The 16,641-nt window shown below is 46.8% G+C and carries 12 protein-coding genes; 5 read left to right on the top strand and 7 right to left on the bottom strand.

Annotation, left to right across the window (positions count from 1 at the left end; translation table 11 throughout):
* Positions 1-103: 103 nt before the first annotated feature.
* Positions 104-1,111 carry a tellurite resistance TerB family protein gene (locus tag QUA43_RS24550; RefSeq protein WP_333377193.1) on the top strand — a complete coding sequence of 336 codons (1,008 nt, stop codon included), beginning with the start codon at positions 104-106 and terminating at the stop codon, positions 1,109-1,111.
* Between the two features lie 481 nt (positions 1,112-1,592).
* Here QUA43_RS24550 and QUA43_RS24545 read toward each other — a convergent pair whose 3' ends face one another.
* Together QUA43_RS24545 and QUA43_RS24540 are read right to left on the bottom strand one after the other, a co-directional pair.
* A complete protein-coding gene (locus tag QUA43_RS24545) occupies positions 1,593-2,156 on the bottom strand; it encodes an RNA-binding protein (protein ID WP_333377191.1) in 564 nt (187 codons plus the stop codon).
* A 1,202-nt stretch (positions 2,157-3,358) separates the two neighbouring features.
* Entirely contained in the window at positions 3,359-5,833 is a 2,475-nt protein-coding gene (locus QUA43_RS24540; protein WP_333377189.1) for a zinc metalloprotease HtpX, read from the bottom strand.
* A 284-nt stretch (positions 5,834-6,117) separates the two neighbouring features.
* On the opposite strand from QUA43_RS24540, the gene QUA43_RS24535 reads away from it, so the two are divergent.
* Positions 6,118-8,814 carry a hypothetical protein gene (locus QUA43_RS24535; protein WP_333377187.1) on the top strand — a complete coding sequence of 899 codons (2,697 nt, stop codon included), beginning with the start codon at positions 6,118-6,120 and terminating at the stop codon, positions 8,812-8,814.
* Between the two features lie 249 nt (positions 8,815-9,063).
* On the opposite strand, the gene QUA43_RS24530 is transcribed toward QUA43_RS24535, so the two are convergent.
* Positions 9,064-9,333, bottom strand: coding sequence for a hypothetical protein (locus QUA43_RS24530; RefSeq protein ID WP_333085680.1), 270 nt, complete (start codon positions 9,331-9,333; stop codon positions 9,064-9,066).
* Positions 9,334-9,725: 392 nt separating this feature from the next.
* Between QUA43_RS24530 and QUA43_RS24525 the strand changes: the two genes are divergently transcribed.
* Positions 9,726-9,989, top strand: coding sequence for a type II toxin-antitoxin system Phd/YefM family antitoxin (locus QUA43_RS24525; RefSeq protein ID WP_015177371.1), 264 nt, complete (start codon positions 9,726-9,728; stop codon positions 9,987-9,989).
* Positions 9,986-10,312: a type II toxin-antitoxin system RelE/ParE family toxin gene (locus QUA43_RS24520; RefSeq protein WP_333228791.1), complete on the top strand. Its 327-nt coding sequence runs from the start codon at positions 9,986-9,988 to the stop codon at positions 10,310-10,312. Before QUA43_RS24525 ends, QUA43_RS24520 begins: the two co-directional genes overlap by 4 nt.
* A gap of 88 nt (positions 10,313-10,400) precedes the next feature.
* Here the strand turns inward: QUA43_RS24520 and prfC are convergent, their stop codons facing one another.
* Entirely contained in the window at positions 10,401-12,029 is a 1,629-nt protein-coding gene (gene prfC / locus QUA43_RS24515) for a peptide chain release factor 3 (protein WP_333247360.1), read from the bottom strand.
* Positions 12,030-12,131: 102 nt separating this feature from the next.
* Here prfC and QUA43_RS24510 point away from each other — a divergent pair, with 102 nt between their 5' ends.
* Entirely contained in the window at positions 12,132-12,476 is a 345-nt protein-coding gene (locus QUA43_RS24510) for a DUF4870 domain-containing protein (RefSeq protein ID WP_333058248.1), read from the top strand.
* A gap of 595 nt (positions 12,477-13,071) precedes the next feature.
* On the opposite strand, the gene QUA43_RS24505 is transcribed toward QUA43_RS24510, so the two are convergent.
* The 3 genes from QUA43_RS24505 to QUA43_RS24495 form a co-directional block, all read right to left on the bottom strand.
* A complete protein-coding gene (locus QUA43_RS24505) occupies positions 13,072-13,527 on the bottom strand; it encodes a DUF2127 domain-containing protein (protein ID WP_333377183.1) in 456 nt (151 codons plus the stop codon).
* A gap of 135 nt (positions 13,528-13,662) precedes the next feature.
* Positions 13,663-14,100 carry a hypothetical protein gene (locus tag QUA43_RS24500; protein WP_333377181.1) on the bottom strand — a complete coding sequence of 146 codons (438 nt, stop codon included), beginning with the start codon at positions 14,098-14,100 and terminating at the stop codon, positions 13,663-13,665.
* Positions 14,082-16,553 (bottom strand): CBS domain-containing protein, encoded by a 2,472-nt coding sequence (locus QUA43_RS24495; RefSeq protein ID WP_333377179.1) that lies wholly within the window; start codon positions 16,551-16,553, stop codon positions 14,082-14,084. Before QUA43_RS24495 ends, QUA43_RS24500 begins: the two co-directional genes overlap by 19 nt.
* Positions 16,554-16,641: the final 88 nt, after the last annotated feature.

Raw genomic sequence — 16,641 nt, 5'->3', positions numbered from 1 at the left:
TTGACTGGCGGCATTTTGCCAGTCAATGTATCCCTGACTACTATCTTTTTATGTCATAAATTTGCTATGAATAGCAAAACTAAACACTAGCGGGGCAAAACCTGTGGCCAAGTTTGATAAAATATTCAATTCAGAAGACCAATCCGAAGCAAGCTTGACTTTAGAAGAATCCGTAGCAGCCATAGCACTTGTTGCAGCGGAGGCAAATTCCCCTGACACGGATGCTGATATCTTAGAAAGCATACTTTGGGAATCAGAAATATTTGCTGAATACTCGGAAGATGATATGTCAGCAATGTTTCAAAGACTCGCTGGTATTGTCGCCCAAGACGGTTTAGGAGCATTATTTAATATTGCTTGCGAATCTATGCCAGATGAGTTAGTTTTGGATACTTTTGCCATAACCGCAGCAATGTTTGTCGCAGATGGCGAAATATCCCAGAAGCACGAGGCTTTTCTCCAAGAATTCCAGCAAGCATTAGGTGTGGAAGATGAGGAAGCAGCAGAAATTATTGAGGATGTAATTGCTGCTTACTCGGAAGTAGAGGGCGAAGAGTCTGATTTCGATGCGGCATGGTACGTATCTCCTGAAGGCAATTTTAGCGTTCCCATTCCAGTTGACGATCAACGAGGCGGTAAAATTGACGATCAAGAAGGCTGTGTCGCATTTTCAGACGACTTTGGCGTTTTGCTGAAAATTGATTATTTCCCTGTTGCTGGTGAAGTTGAAGAAACAATCGAGTCTGTTGGCGAGGAAGGTTATCTCAAGTCTTTTCTAGACAATTTTGTTTCTCAGGCAATTCTTGCTAATGTTGCCAATTCTAAGTTACTCCACGCAGAATATTTAGAAGATGAAGAAGCTTATTTCGTGGTTTTAGATTTGCCTGCGGGTGCAACTATCAGCGTGCAAGAAAACGATCGCCCTCTGACTCGGTTGGATGCTTACCGGGGACTTATGGCTTTTATTGCTGACGATTTTTGCTACACGGTAAGCTGTCAGCGAATTTATCAGGAGGGGGATGAATTGGGTTCCCTGGAGTCTGAAGTTGAGGGAATTATGAACAAGATTTTTGAGTTTATTGAGACAATTGAATTCGGGCCGATCGAATAACCAGGAATTATTTAGGGGAGCTAAAAACCGGGTTTCTTTCTAAATGTTTCGCTGCTTAACTCTATATTTTCAGAGAAACCGGGTTTTTTGCCAACCATTCTCAGGATATGACATCGTGTCCGGTCACTCCTCCGGAATTGTTGACTGTTGACTGTTGACTGTTGACTGTTGACGGGCGGGTCGAAAAACTGAATGGTTGAGTGTTAACTGTTGACTCGATTTTATTATTCCGATGCAACCGGAAACGATATGAGATCGTGTTCGGTCGATCGACCAAAATCCACCGGGTTGGTAGTGAAGACTGGAGTTTTCATTACTTCCCGGCTCGCGGTTATTTTACCGCACTGCTAGATATTAGAGGTTTTTTACCATAAAAGAGTGCGATCGAGAACAGGGTTTTTTGACCCATTCTCGATCGCACTTCCAGATACATTCAGTCAACCACAGTCGAGAGGCAGCAGCAATTAGCCGCCATTTTCGACTAATTAGTAGTCTGAGCTTCCACCAATCTTTGCTTGAGTTCTTCCAGAGCACTCGCCCAGCGCGGATCTGGCTGCACCGAGCCGGAATCAGGGCTCGACACCGTTGCTGCTGACTGATTGCGGCGAGACTTGTTGTTGTCACCCCGACGGCGATTGCTTTTGCTGGAACCGCCTCCACCTTGGCTAGGGGGAGCCGAGCGCTGCTGTTGCTGTGGCGCAGGCACAGGCATAGGCACAGACGCCGACGCCGACACCAACTGCGGTGACTGCTGCGACTGCTGCTGATCGTCTTCGCCCTTCTCAGATTTACCCTTAGAGCGGGGCAGTGCCTTCTCTATTTTCAGCGGGTTTTCTTTGAACATCAAGCCGTTATATTTCTCAATAACTTGGTCGGCTTGTTCGTCGGTTAGCACCGTCACAAAACCGAATCCTCTGCATTTTCCTGTTTTGCGGTCTGTAATTACCTTGGTGGTAACAGATTCGCCCTCCGGTGCAAAAACTTCTTGCAATTCTAGGCGATCGAGTTCCTTCGGTAGATTGCCAACATAAAGACGAATAGACATGAAAAATTCCTCCCGACTTGGGTTTTAATTAATTTGCTCGAACAGAATTACCTGAAGTCAACTGAATATTTACTTCAGGCAAACACCACATAACCCGAGAATTGGCGCATTCCTCCCACCAACCTTGACAGCTCCCCCCACCTTTTAGAACAAAAAGATGATTTACTCTGATAAGGCCGGAACTTAACCGCCGATGCAGAGAGCTTTTAAATCTCAGGTTGTTGTGTAAACTTTTAGTCATCACTCAAATGTTTAAGCTATTGGCTATTCTGTATTACTTGCTTCCGGTTTTGATTCAGAATGTTTATAGCCAGCGCCGTCTAGAAATTTATGTCCAAGGATGTCAATTGTAAGCGATCGGAATGCCAGTATTCAGTTTAATACAGTGATGGATAAAATGGCTAACATTTTTTCAGCCAGTAATCTTACCTCGATCCTAATCTCGCTCCTAATGCTGAGAACTACTCATTTACCCACTATCCCTTAAATCAGGCCCGGCAGAGTCCGAGCATTCTTTAAAGGTATCACAGCCTTGGTAACAGAGCTAGTTATTTAGGAAGATTTCAGTCTGTATTTAACGGAAACCACATCTGAATCACTTTTGAGAATTCATCCGGCACAGCAAAAATAGCGATCGAAAAAAAACAGCCGACAAGCGGCTGGCTGTACTTGCTGTGTTGGGAGGTTGACAATTTTTACGCAATGCCTTAAGGGATTTTAGCCAACTGAAGTTATCGCGCTATTTGGTTCAATCCAATTCATGTAAACTAATGTAACAGAATGCTGGCAAAAAAGCAACTTTTCTTTACGAAGGAACAAGGAACAAGAGTGTAGGGTGTCCACCGCGCACCGAGAACATCGGGTAGACTGCGCCACCAGCACGGAGAACGTCGCCAATCCGCTGTTTAATACCAATTTCATAAAGTAGCGCTAGATATTACCCCCCCAACCCCCCCTTATTAAGGGGGGGCTAAGACTTCATCCATAGCACATCTTTAGAAAAATGGTATAACTCAAAACCGATCGAGGCTGCCCGTTGAGACCGATTCACCTGAGAGGTTGCACCATTGTCAATAAGCTTTTTATGAACAGGCAAGATGCCTGTTCCACAAGAAAATTCACTCTTTGTGGAACAGGCATCTTGCCTGTTCTTGAGAAAGGTGCAAGATGTGAGATTCACCCCACAATCTGATAACTATTCCTCACCTTGGGCCCTGGATAATAATGTATGCGCCCCAAATTGCAGCAGCAAAAGCCAAAATCGCAGACCAAATCGGATGTCCGCTGTCACTAACCCTCCCTCCTTGACTGCGGAGACTTTCAAGGTCGATCGCCACAGTAGCACCCCGGCGCAGCCAACCAGTCGCCACAACAGATGTTCCGATCAAATCACTAGGGCGAGTAGTCTCTTTGAACAAAAATGGCCACAAAGAGCCAATGTAGCCAAACCTCGAAACATAGTGCAACCTCACCAACCCTGTCGCCGTCTGCAAAATCAAATCTTGTCCCAGCCAATTACTCATACCCGATCGACCCAAAAGTTGCCCCTCCAGCCGCACCGGTTCAGCATCCAGCGGCAAACTCTCGGGATTTGACAAAATTTCCGGCAAACTCGGCGAAGCGGTTTCTCGCGGTGTAATGTCCGGGAAGAAATAATTGATCCGCATCAAAGTACCGATGCTAAATCCGATCGGCAAACAGCCCCAAATAATCGATCGATCGCCCCAAAGCCAATCCAACTGCCAGATACTCGTCCTCGAAAAAATCCCCCCAATCAGCCACAGCACCCCGACTATCGCCAAACTCATCGGAATCCCAAAAAACGGCGCACCCTGTAAAAATAGTTTTGAGTCTTTAAATTCGAGTATTGACTTAAACACAGACAATTTTTCTTTCTTGGGTTGTTCTTGCACTCCCGCGTTTGCCAAATCTAACTCTGTCTCTAGCTTCCAGAATTGAGCATAAAGAGCCAATAGCTTCAAACGCTCTCCCAGCAAGGGATGTGCGCGGTTAACCGTCAACCAGTTGCGCTCGCGATTGCTGACATCCCACAGCAAAATCTGTTCCAGCGGCGCGTGTAATGCAGCAGAACCAAGGTTTACAGCTTGTCCAACGCCTACAGGTAACAATAGATCGAAACTTTCGAGGAAAAAGCTAGTTTGTTTTTGCTGTTCGATATTACCAGCAATGCCGATCGCAATTTTACCCAGTGCCCGCGTCAAACCGTTAGGATTACCCGTAATTTCAGCAGCAGTCCGATCGCTAAAATACACTCGGCGGCGCGACACCCACAACATCGGCCAGCGCAACAACTTATAAATCCCGTAACTAATAGCAGAAATTGCAGCGGCCACAAATTTGACAGCAGAACGCAAAAACTCGATCGTCATTAAATCGCACAACCGTTCTTGCCAGTGCGCCACCTGCCAATAAATCAAGTAGGGAATCTGAATCACCAGCAGCGCCAGGGACATCGGCGCAAAATCCCAGTGAGAAATATGGCCCAACTCCCGCGCGAAAATAGTAGCAATTTCCTCATCCGTCAACTGTTCCAACAGCCCGCGACTCACAGCAATCCGAGCAAAACGGGGCAAACAGCCGTAACTGAAAGCTACAGGAACATTCAGCGGCAAGAGTTTCAGCACCGGCACCGGCATATTTTGCTTGGTACAAAAGCTTCGCAGTACCCGGCTAGCTTCCTTGCTGTGCTTGGATAAAACTGACCCGCGCAGGGTTTCGATGCCGCAAAACAGTTTTAGCAGCGAGTCTATCAGCCAGGGAGACGAGGCCAAAAGCAATCCAAAAACCATCTGAACAAACGGAGTTGGATCGCGGTAAAAAAGCTGAATCGGCGCGAAAATAGGCAGTCTAGTGAATATGTAAAGCTGAACCAACAGAGAATTAGTGTTTGTCAGCAGGAATTGCAGCACAAACCGGGCTAGGAAAAATAGGGCGATCGCACTTGCAACGGCTTGCAGCCGAAACTCCAGCAACTTCAGCGGTTTGAGGGGGCGCGGGCTTTTCGCGGCGCGCCCCGCTTGGCGCCAAGTGAGTTGGTAAGTATCTGGGCTGGCGACTCCGGGGATATCTGTTGGGGAAGCGGAACTATTTTCGCCGCTAATTTCTGCGGTATCCGGTGCAGTTTCGGTCGAGTTTTCCGGTTTGGGGAGTGGAGGCGGCGGGTAAATATGTTGCGATTGGGCGTTTCCAGACCCTACAGCCGGCTCTAAAGGTAAAAATCCTGTTTTTTTATCGGCGGTCGGTCGATCGCCCCCAATCGATTTTTTCGGCGATTTTGTTCCGGCATCAAAGGCGACAAAGCCTGTTTCGGGGGGAGTTTCTGCGGATTTTGGTTTATTTTCCGGTGGTTTTGGGGGGCGAGGGGGGGTTAATTCTTTTAAAGCGCGATCGGCCCAAGTTTTGACTTGAGAGTTGGGACTTTTGGCGAGGGAAGAGCACAGGGCGATCGCCTCTTTAAGATTACCGGTTGCTTTGTACGCAGCCACCAACCCCATCTGCGCGCGGATTCCCGACGGCCCATTGGCTGCGGTTTGGGTAACGGATTCTAAAAGGGCGATCGCGGTGGGGTAATCCTGCTGTTTCAAAGCTGCTAGCCCAGCCTCTAGAGACTGTTTTGCAGATGAATCCGCCGGATTTGGATTAGTGGGAGGTACCATGACTGTGCTTTCGCTAGCGTCCTTTCTAAGATAGCTTGGGTGGTCGATCGATTACGGTTTTAACTCACATCTTGTACCATTGTCAGCAACAGGCAAGATGCCTGTTCCACAAAAGATAAATTTTCTTGTGGAACAGGCATCTTGCCTGTTCACAAAAGCTGATTGAGAAGGGTGCAATATCTCAGTTTTAACATATGCCCTAAATGCGATCGCCCCTAATTGATATCTATGCCCAATTTCAATCCCCCATTGGTATAATAAATTAACACCTCACCTGCACACTTATGCCAATTGACGACGAAGATTTTGAAAGCGAATCTATTAGCGACGATCGCAAATTAGAACTATTCACAGGCAGACACGAATTTACCCGCCTATTTGCCATTTATTTAAACGAAGACCCCCCCCGCGAACAAATTTTGTATTTTTACGGCGATGGAGGCAACGGCAAGTCATTGCTGCTAAGACACTTGGAGGTTAACTGCTGCAAAAGATTTTCGCCGCAGGTTTGGCAACAATGGGGCGCACTCCCAGAAGAAAGAGCGGCCGAAGTTGCTAATTTCGTCCGCCACCCTGAACCTAAAACCTATACTCCCATACCCGTAGTCAGGCACAATTTCGCATTGGGATCGTCGATTAAAGAAGATAAACCGCAAGATAAATTTTACGGCTTGCTGATGTTGCGGCGCAAGCTGAAAGAAAAAAATAAATATAAATTTAAGTTTCCCAATTATGATTTTGCTTGCTTTTGGTATTTGCTGAATAAAGGCGAGTCAAACGCAACTATCGCACAACTTTTGCCAGATGATGTTGTAATTCAATTGTTGGCACCTACCATTGACTTTTTGGCGGCGGGTGCTCCGGTGGGAACGCTAGGTGTAGCACTCTTCAAATTGGTATATAAATTGGGCGGGATTAACCTAGCGATGAAATTAATTAAAAATCGCTTGGGTGTCAGCGACGACAAGGCAGAGGAAATTCGCAGCAAAGATATTGATACTGAGTTAATCGACTGTTTGCCGGAATTGTTTGCAGATGATTTGAATGCGGCAATGGCTGGCAAACACAAACCAGAACGCCTCGTGATGCTGTTCGATACTCACGAGAAATTGTGGGATGAAAAACGTAATTCTCAGGGAATAAATTTTTGGTATCAAGATGAGTGGTTTCGGCGGTTGCTGATGGCGCTGGATTTCAAAGCGGGGATTGTGGTTGCTGTGGCGGGGCGAGATTGTCCAGTCACACAACTGGGGTGGCAGAGTCCGTCGAATTTTCCAGTTCCCAAACCTTTGATAGATGCACAATTGGTTGGGCATTTGTCTGCAGCCGATGCTAGGGATTACCTGCACAAAGTGGAGATTGACAAGGCAGATTTGGCTGATGCTGTGATTAGATATGCCAGCGTCAATCCTGATGATAGTTGGGAGAATTTGCAGGTACATCCGTTTTATTTGGGTTTGTGCAAGGATGTGGTGCTGGAAAAAAGAAAGCAGGGAATTGAGTTGCTGTCGTCGGATTTTGCGGGGATTCCGAAGTTGGAAAATAAGACTGCGGAGTTAACGGCTCGTTTGCTTTTGTATGTCGATCGCGAAGTGCTATGGGCGGTGCATTCGCTGAGTGCTTGCCGCGCTTTTGATAAGGATTTGTACATAAAATTGGGAACAGGCTGTTACTTCGAGGCAACTAGTGCAAAGTTTGAGATTTTAACGAGTTTTTCCTTTGTGTGGAAGGAAGCGCAGCGGGGTGAAAAGTGGTATCGAATTCACGATTTATTGCGGCGCTTGTATGCGGAGATGGATAACCAGACAACTCGCGAAGCTCATAAAGTTTTAGAGCAGCATTACCGGGAATTGGGGAATGCTGCTGAGGCAATTTATCATGCTAATCGCTTGGATTGGGAGCGGGGTGTGAAGGAATGGGAAAAGGTGTTTGAGGAAGCGTTGGAGTTGAGTCGTTACGGGAAATGCGAGTCGCTGCTGGCAGTTAGAAGTGAATTGTGGATTAAAAGCGACTTTTGGCTTGGCAGAATTTCACAATTGGAGGGAGATTACTATGCTCACTTGGCTAGATACGCAGAGGCAACACAGAAATATTTAGAGGCAGTTACAGCTTGCGATGATCGCCAAATTATTATAATTCCCGATGAAGCTACGCTCAACAACAAAGCGAATGCGCTGAGATGTCTGGGTAAGTTACAAGCAGAGCTAGGTGAATTTGAGTCTGCCAAACAATTTTACTTAGACGCGATCACAGCCTCTAATTTAGCTTTAGAAATTGCACCGAAGGAGATCGCTGCTCTCAACAACAAAGGGAATGCGCTGCGAGGTCTGGGTGATTTGCAAGCAGCGAATGCGCTGCAATGTCTGGGCGAGTTGCAAGCACAGCTTAAAATTGAGGCGGCCAAACAATTTTACTTAGACGCGATCGCAGCCTTTGATTCGGCTTTAGAAATTGCACCGGATGATGATGATATCGCTGCTCTCAACAACAACAAAGGGATTGCGCTGCAAAGTCTGGGTGATTTGCAAGCAGGGCTAAGTGAATTTGAGGCAGCAAAACAGTCTTACTCAGAGGCGATCGATGCCTTGGATTCAGCTTTACTTATTGCACCGCATGATATCGATACTCTCAGCAACAAAGGGAGTGCGCTGCGATGTCTGGGTGATTTGCAAGCAGGGCGAAGTGAATCTGAGGCAGCAAAACAGTCTTACTCAAAGGCGATCGATGCCTTGGATTCAGCTTTACTTATTGCACCGGATTCTATCTGGGCTCTCAAGAACAAAGGACTCACACTGGGATGTCTGGGTGATTTGCAAGAAAAATTATCTAATCAACAGGAAGCACTAAAAAATTGGCAAGAAGCACTGGAAATATTTAATCGATATTTAGCCATTGCTCCTAATGACGATCGCCTTCGCACTTTGCGCGATGCGCTGCAAGAATTTCTCAATAATTTGGGTGACGATACTGTCAGCAGTTAGCTCGATCGCAATCAGTAAAGACGCAGCATTAAGGAGGAGGACGTGTCCAGTTAACTTAAACCGAAAGCCCGCCAGGGAATGAATTCCCTGGCTAATAGCAAAAGTCCTCTGAAGAGGACTAATGAATTCTTCAGTCCTCTTCAGAGGACTTTTGCTTTGAGGCAGGGGTTTCAACCCCTGCCGGACTGCCGGACTCAGGGACATAGCCTTAAAAGCCCGCCCTCGAATTTAGCTATTTAACCTTGCAGCTTACCGCCCAGATTTTCTCGGCGATGTACCCTCAGCCCGCTTCCGACGGATCAGCACGCTCATCACCTGCTTCGGGTTAGCGGCACGCTGTACGGGACTCCAATCGCCCACTTCTGCAAATCCCAGTCGGTACAAAGTGAGTATGGTTTCCCTGACGCCTTTGGGCGAACCGACAACCGTTAACAGCACCACTTCCTGTTCGCATACTGCTGCTGAGTCGTCATTTGGGCATTGGGATTTGTTGTCGTCAGGCACGAATTCCTGTGACATAATATGTTCTCCTGGTTTTGGGTTTTCTAGAAAAACCCAAAAACCCAGCCGCCCCGCATTTCAACACATAGCAGGGCGGCTACAGAGGATGTTAAGATACTCCGTTAGCCTCCAGACTGCTAGTCCCAGTTTGGCGGTTATGCTGTCCATTGCTGCTACCAACAGCTTTGGGCAGTGCAACTAGATTTTTGGGCGACGCGGGCTGCCTCCTCTACAAGCAAGCAACCTCTCACTTCAAAGCGTAGCCGCAGATGGGGGCCGCCGTCAACCGATTTTAGATTTTAGATTTTGGATCTTAGATTTTGGATTTACTCGTTACCAGCGTCAGCGGCTGGAAACCAGTTAGTTGGGCCGAAATGCTAAATTAAAAGTAATGTTGCTTTAGTACAACCATGTCCAAACGACTCACCATTGCCCAAGCACAGCAGCAGCTTCCAAACCTACCCCAAGAACTTATCAATGAGCCTATCATCATCACTCAAGATGGCGTTCCCGTTATGGCTGCAATGAGCTACACGCATTTGACTGAACTGTTAGAAACCTTAGATATTCTCACCGATACAGAATTCGTTGCCAAATTGCGCCAAAGCATCACCCAAGCACGCCAAGGGGAAACTATTTCCTGGGAAAATGCCAAAGCAAAATTGGGACTATGAATCACGAAGAAAATGCGATCGAATATGAGATCCAGCTTACGCCACTGGCACTGGAAATGTTGGAGGCAGTCAAAGATCGACGAGAACAGGAAAAATTGCGCGATCGCATTGATCAACTAAAAGTTGAACCACAAAAGCAAGGCAAAGCCCTTGTAGATAACCTATCAGGATTTCGCAGCATCCGAGCTGTTGGACAGCGCTATCGTATAGTTTATCAAGTCGAACAAGATCGAGTTCTAGTTGTTGTCGTGGGACTAGGGAGACGTAAAGATGGTGACAAAAAAGACATTTACACCATCTTAGAAAAACTGTTAGAGCCGTGATTGTAACTTGTTATATCCGGCGTATTTAAGCCGAATAAATATCATTTGTATGGACACAACAGTGTTGTGTCCTTTGCCTGCGGTAATCTCACTCCTCGCTAACAGCCAAACCGGAAACCACAGGGGCGATCGCATTTAACTTCAACACAGGATGCTCCCCTTCCACCTGTCGGCAATTCCAGTCATTTCTAAACAGCAAAACCGGCCTTCCCCAAGTATCTTTCACCGTCACCGTATTAAACAGCCGCCCAACTTTTTCCAGCGCCTCCCAACCGCCGTCAACCCAACGAGCTACACTGTAAGGCAACATATCGATCGTCGTTTCCACATTATATTCCGACTGCATTCTGAACTGCACAACTTCAAATTGCAACTGTCCGACAGCCGCCAAAATTGGCTCGCGTTTCGACTCATCAACCGAGTACATAATTTGCACTGCGCCTTCTTCCTGTAACTCCGAAACGCCTTTGCGGAACTGCTTAAACTTAGAAGGATTGGGATTTCTCAAAAAAGCAAAAAGTTCAGGAGAAAAACAGGGTATCCCTTCATATTCCAGTTTTTGGCCGGTGTAAATAGTATCGCCGATCGCAAATACTCCCGGATTGTTCAAACCGATCACATCCCCCGGATACGCAACCTCGATCGACTCGCGATCCTGAGCAAATAACTTTTGAGGTCTTGACAAACGCACCGTTTTACCACTGCGAGCGTGAGTCACGTTCATATCCTTTTCAAATTTGCCCGTACAAACCCGAATAAACGCCACCCGATCGCGGTGTCTTGGGTCCATATTCGCTTGCAATTTAAACACAAACCCGGTAAAATCTTCATAAGTTGGCGGCAAGTCTCCGGCGCTGCTCTTGCGGGCGATCGGCTTCATTGCGTAATCTAAAAACGCATCTAAAAACAGTTCGACCCCAAAATTGCTCATGGCGCTGCCAAAGAAAACTGGTGTCATTTTTCCAGCCCGAACTAAATCTAAATCCAGTTCAGTTCCTAACTCATCCAGCAGTTCTAACTCTTCTTTGAGCTGATAGTAAAGGTCTTGTTCCAACAAATCTTCAATGCGCGGATCGCCCAATTCGATGACAGTATCAACAGCAGCACGAGAACCGTGTTTAGCCCGCTCAAATAAGTGAATTTTGCGCGCCCTGCGATCGAAAACACCTTTAAAGCGATCGCCCGTACCTATGGGCCAATTTACCGGATAAGTCTGCAACCCCAATTCCTTCTCAATTTCGTCCAACAAATCCAAAGGTTCTCTGCTAGGGCGATCGAGCTTATTAAAGAAAGTAAAAATAGGCAGACTTCGCAGCTTACAAACTTCAAATAACTTCCGAGTTTGCGGTTCCAAACCCTTAGCAGCATCCTCAAGCATCACCGCATTGTCAGCCGCCGCCAGAGTGCGATAAGTATCTTCACTAAAATCTTGGTGTCCCGGAGTATCGAGCAGATTAATGTGATATTTTTTATACTCAAACTGCAAAACAGTAGAAGTAATAGAAATTCCCCGCTGCTGTTCCATCGCCATCCAGTCAGATGTAGCGTGTCGCTGGGCCCGCCGCGCTTTCACAGAACCTGCTTCGTGAATTGCACCTCCGTACAGCAGCAGCTTTTCTGTCAAAGTAGTTTTTCCCGCGTCAGGGTGCGAGATAATAGCAAAGTTGCGCCGGCGCTCAACAGCAGTTAGCAGTTCAGTTTCGAGTTCTGTTGTCATCACAAATTAGGTAGGGGAATCATCACCCGATCGCCATTATAGCCTGTGCTACAGTTGCTATTAAAGGTAAAATTATCATTAAAGTCAAGGAACAAAAGTAATATGTACGACTCCGACAAGCGGAAACTGCTATCACTGGTGTGCCACGGGGCGATTTTTTTCAGCACGTTACTGTTCTCGATCGGAGCGCCGATCGCTGTATTGTTAGTATCAGATGACCCCGTTGTCAAAGAAAACGCCACAGAAGCCATCAATTTTCACCTTAATGTATGGCTGTACAGCGCCGTCATTGTGGCGTTAACTGTCGTCACTTTTGGTCTTGCTGGCTTTATCCTAGTGCCCCTAGGTTATCTGCTGCACTGGGGACTGACAATAATGGCTATCCTCCACGTTTTGCAAACTCCTAACCAACCTTACCGCTACCCTTTTATTTTCCGAATAGTGTAGACAGAAAATCGCGCTTCACCATCGATTTCAAGAACCCGATTTATTTAAGAATAAACCGGGTTTTTAATTGTTTTTTAACTCACATTAAAACTTCAAAAATTAGAGCACAATCAACTATTAATTATGGTGTCTTCGCCCTGTTGCAGCGCTGTTGTGAACGCTAAGTTGATCTTCCATTGATGCCGTTTCCCACACTATGCTACCGCCTTTGGGTTATTTCGCAGAGTTAGGGCGGATGTTCGATCGCTCCGAACCATCGTTTTTGCTTTAGCTGTGCTATTTTTGCATCGGGCGATCGTTTTATTGGAATATTCCACCAATTCTATCTCTACCAGGTGTCTTAAAACTTAATACAATATTTTTCCAATAAAAATCCCGCTCTTGTGGAACGGGAAAGCCATCAGGGTGCATCTATATATATGTCACTATAACTCATAGGGGGTATAACCCCTCTTGGCTTTATCGAATCTTTACAATCACAAAATTTTTGTAAAGATTGAGGTTTTTATTTGACTGATTAGCCGTTTTATGAAATTAAAATGGAAAATGCTGACATTTATAAAATCCAGTGAGTTTCCTCTGAATAATCAAAACTTTAAGCTCCCTTACCGTGCTTCGGCAAATGGTGCAGCAAATACCATAAGACGGCTAGATTTGCGATAAATACCGCTAACTTAAGTAGCGTGACACCTTGAACTAATTCATAGATTTCAGGCGGAATACTGATGCCGACTAGCAATAAAACTAAGATTGTTGCCCAGGCTTTTTCGTACCATAAACCCACCGCTTCAAAAGCAGTTAAGACTGCATAAAGTGCTGCGGTCATTCCGCTAAGCAGTAACTTCTTAGGCTGGAGAATTAGAACTTTGTCTAAGATGAATTCAATAATTTTTAGTTTGCTCTCTAACAAATAAGATTGCGAAAATTCTTCTAAAACTTGATGATTTTTTAATGCAAAAAGCAAAGCAATCGAAGTTACTGTCAAGAGGGAAGCCACAAATGTTTTGTAAAGGACAATTGCGATTAAACCAGGAGCGCGCTGTTTTTTCACCTTAATTCTCGAAATATCAATAATGTGCGATCGCCTGGTTAGGCTGTTTAGGATTGAAAACTTAAATTTTAGTATAGTGCGTCAGCAATTATCTAATCAATTATAGAAAAAATAACGCGCTGCTGACACACCCTACTAAGGTTGAGGATAACGTTGTGCTACGAAAGAGATAGCAGCAGCCCGATCGCCCAAATCGCCATCCAACCTCGCCGCCAACAAATCATCCAACATTCGTTTAAACCCAGGCCCAGGCTTATAACCCAAAGCCTTCAAATCGTTGCCATTTAAAGGCGGAGCAACATTCGCCCATTTGGTGAGATATTCCCAAATTTGGCGGCGTGCACTTCGCGGACTTTGTAGGGCGATCGCAATTAACACCGGCAATTCATAATTCCTCAACAGCAACACTAATTGACTCGGCAAATCGCACTTAGGCAAATTCTCTGCTAACTGATTCTTTCCGGCTTCCAACACTTCCAACCGCTTAATGCTGTCAGCAGGTAACTGAAGATTTGCAGCCACCTTGCCGCGATATTCCGGTGCTAAATAAGCTATCAAAACTTCCAGCCGCATCTGCCAATCGGGAATATTGATAATGGGGAATGGGGAATGGGGAATGGGGAATGGGGAATGGGGAATGGGGAATAGGGAATTGTCTCTTCCTTCTTCCTTCTTCCTTCTTCCTTCTTCCTTCTTCCTTCTTCCTTCTTCCTTCTTCCTTCTTCCTTCTTCCTTCTTCTTCCATTCAAACACCGATCGAGCAAACGCAGTTGCCGCCACAACTCCCGATCCAACTCCAAACTAGGATGAATGCAGCGCAAAGCCTGCAAATCTCCCAGCATTTGCAAAGCAACTTTCCAGTAAGGAGCTTGCAAAATGTATTTCAATTCGCTTTTGAGCCTAGTTTCCAAAGCCGGAACTCGGCCATTTTCCCCCTGAATTCGGTAATAAATCCCGCTGGCCAAAGCGTTGCGGATGTATCCTTCCGTCTGCGGCTCAATTTCAAACCCCAACCGCACCGCAAACCGCACCGCGCGATAAATTCGCGTCGGATCTTCGATAAAACTGTTGGCGTGCAAAACTCGAATTTGCTTCGCTTCCAAATCCAGCAAACCGCAGAAAAAATCTAACAATTCGCCACTGCGAGGAACACCCAACCGCACAGCTAGCGCATTAATTGTAAAATCCCTGCGGTACAAATCTTGGCGAATTGAACTCGCTTCAACTTCAGGATTTGCCGCCGGATAAGGGTAAAATTCAGTGCGAGCCGTAGCGATATCCACCCACAGCGAGCCGAAAGCAGAGTCTTTGTGCCACAAAAGCGCGGCGGTTTGAAATTGACCGTGAACGTCCAAACGCGATTCTGGGTAAAGTTTTTGCAGCGATGAAGCTAACTCGACACCAGCACCGGAATCGTCGGAACCGCACTTTCCATCCACAACCAAATCGATATCTGTTAGCGCCAGTGTATCATCCGTGGCTAAGAGTAAATCCCGAACTGCTCCACCCACAATATAAAGTTGCCAGCCGCGATTTTGGGCAATATTGGCGGCGATCGACAATAATTGCCATAATTCGGGACTGATGCGCGATCGCAACAACTGCTCAACCGATTCGGACACGGCACAATAAGAGAATTCTGCATTACTTCCCCTGTCTCGCGCTTTTTGCTGGTGCAATTCCCGCAACACATCAGTCCGAGTCACAATTCCCACCAGTTGACCGTTTTCCAATACTGGCAAGCGCCCGATATCGTATGTCACCATTAAAGATTCAATTTCCGGCAGCAAGGTATCTGGGGCGATCGTTTTTAACTGCGGACTCATGTAACCCTTCACCGGGGCGTGGCTGAAACCGTGGTGCAGGGCAATGTCAATGTCGCGGCGCGAGATAATGCCGGCCAGTCGATCGCCCGCATCGACCACAGAAAGCCCCGAATGTCCGTAACGTAGGAGGATACGGTGAGCTTCCCCCACCGAGGTTTCCGGGCGAATACTCCGCACTGGAGACGACATTAACTCGCGCGCTGTCGGAGGGTGGGGAATTTGAGTTTTGAGTTCGTCAGCTAACTGATTTAAAGTCAGCAGGGGGTCAACATCGCGGGTGGCGAGGGAAGCGGCGCGGGCGTGGCCTCCGCCGCCGAAGGGTTTGAACAATTCGCTGAGGTTTGTTCCTTCGATGCGCGATCGACCGATAATAGTTAATCGATTGGAAACTGGCGATTCGGGAGCGATGTTGCGGTTGTTTTCGTTTTCGCTAAATTTATAAACATTACCTAACAGCAGAGCATCGGTTTCAGTTAAATCGAGCAAGCGAGAAGCCAGCGAAGAAAGTCCCGGAACATAAGCTTCAGTAGACAGCAGCACCCAAGCTACGCTGTAACCGTGCAAAGTTTCCGATCGCAAATTATTCAGCGCTTCTCTCAGCAAATCTTGCAATTGAGGAGACAAACCGGGTTCTACATATTCAGCGATGACCCCCAAACTCGCTCCCTGTTCCATCAACCAGGCCAAAGCTATTGCATCTCGCGCAGTTGCGCCCTCAAAGGTGAGGGAACCTGTATCGACGTGGATGCCGAGGGCCATTACTGTTGCTTCCGAAGGCAGAAGGCGGAAGGGTATGTCGCTGTTTTCTGCTTGATTTTTGAGCTTTTCAACAATTAATGTTGTGCTGGCTCCGACTGCTTCGATCTGCGTAACAGTAGCGGGGATGTCTGAATGCGCCTCTAGGTGGTGGTCGAAAATAGCAATTTCCCTTACTTGTGGCAAATCCAGCCACTCGGCGGCTTTTCCCAAACGATCGCGGCCGGAGGTATCAACTATAGTAATCGATCGAATTTGTTGCGGATTGACCGATCGGCGTTCAATCAGTGGGTACTCGTCGCGGTGTAGCGCCAAAAAATCCCGCACTGTCGGGTGACATCCGCCCGTCAATACGATCCTGCTACCGGGGCGCAGCACGCAAAGTCCCACCGCCGCCCCCAAGGCGTCAAAATCTGCTGTTGTGTGGCACAAAACTAAGTCCATAGCCGAAAATCCCGCATCTCTAACTCAAACAGTAGCAATTTCTCGCCCTCTGAAACCGGATGTGTCGATCGGGCTTTAACTTAACCTT

It is taken from the genome of Microcoleus sp. N9_B4, from assembly GCF_036701635.1.
GTDB lineage: Bacteria > Cyanobacteriota > Cyanobacteriia > Cyanobacteriales > Microcoleaceae > Microcoleus.
This window is presented reverse-complemented; position numbering and strand designations above follow the sequence as displayed.

What these genes read in the sequence shown, in the direction of transcription:
- QUA43_RS24545 (WP_333377191.1), bottom strand. Translation starts at nt 2,156, where the DNA reads ATGTCTATTCGTCTTTATGTTGGCAATCTACCGAAGGAACTCGATCGC.
- QUA43_RS24540 (WP_333377189.1), bottom strand. Translation starts at nt 5,833, where the DNA reads ATGGTACCTCCCACTAATCCAAATCCGGCGGATTCATCTGCAAAACAG.
- QUA43_RS24535 (WP_333377187.1), top strand. Translation starts at nt 6,118, where the DNA reads ATGCCAATTGACGACGAAGATTTTGAAAGCGAATCTATTAGCGACGAT.
- QUA43_RS24530 (WP_333085680.1), bottom strand. Translation starts at nt 9,333, where the DNA reads ATGTCACAGGAATTCGTGCCTGACGACAACAAATCCCAATGCCCAAAT.
- QUA43_RS24525 (WP_015177371.1), top strand. Translation starts at nt 9,726, where the DNA reads ATGTCCAAACGACTCACCATTGCCCAAGCACAGCAGCAGCTTCCAAAC.
- QUA43_RS24520 (WP_333228791.1), top strand. Translation starts at nt 9,986, where the DNA reads ATGAATCACGAAGAAAATGCGATCGAATATGAGATCCAGCTTACGCCA.
- prfC (WP_333247360.1), bottom strand. Translation starts at nt 12,029, where the DNA reads ATGACAACAGAACTCGAAACTGAACTGCTAACTGCTGTTGAGCGCCGG.
- QUA43_RS24510 (WP_333058248.1), top strand. Translation starts at nt 12,132, where the DNA reads ATGTACGACTCCGACAAGCGGAAACTGCTATCACTGGTGTGCCACGGG.
- QUA43_RS24500 (WP_333377181.1), bottom strand. Translation starts at nt 14,100, where the DNA reads ATGCGGCTGGAAGTTTTGATAGCTTATTTAGCACCGGAATATCGCGGC.
- QUA43_RS24495 (WP_333377179.1), bottom strand. Translation starts at nt 16,553, where the DNA reads ATGGACTTAGTTTTGTGCCACACAACAGCAGATTTTGACGCCTTGGGG.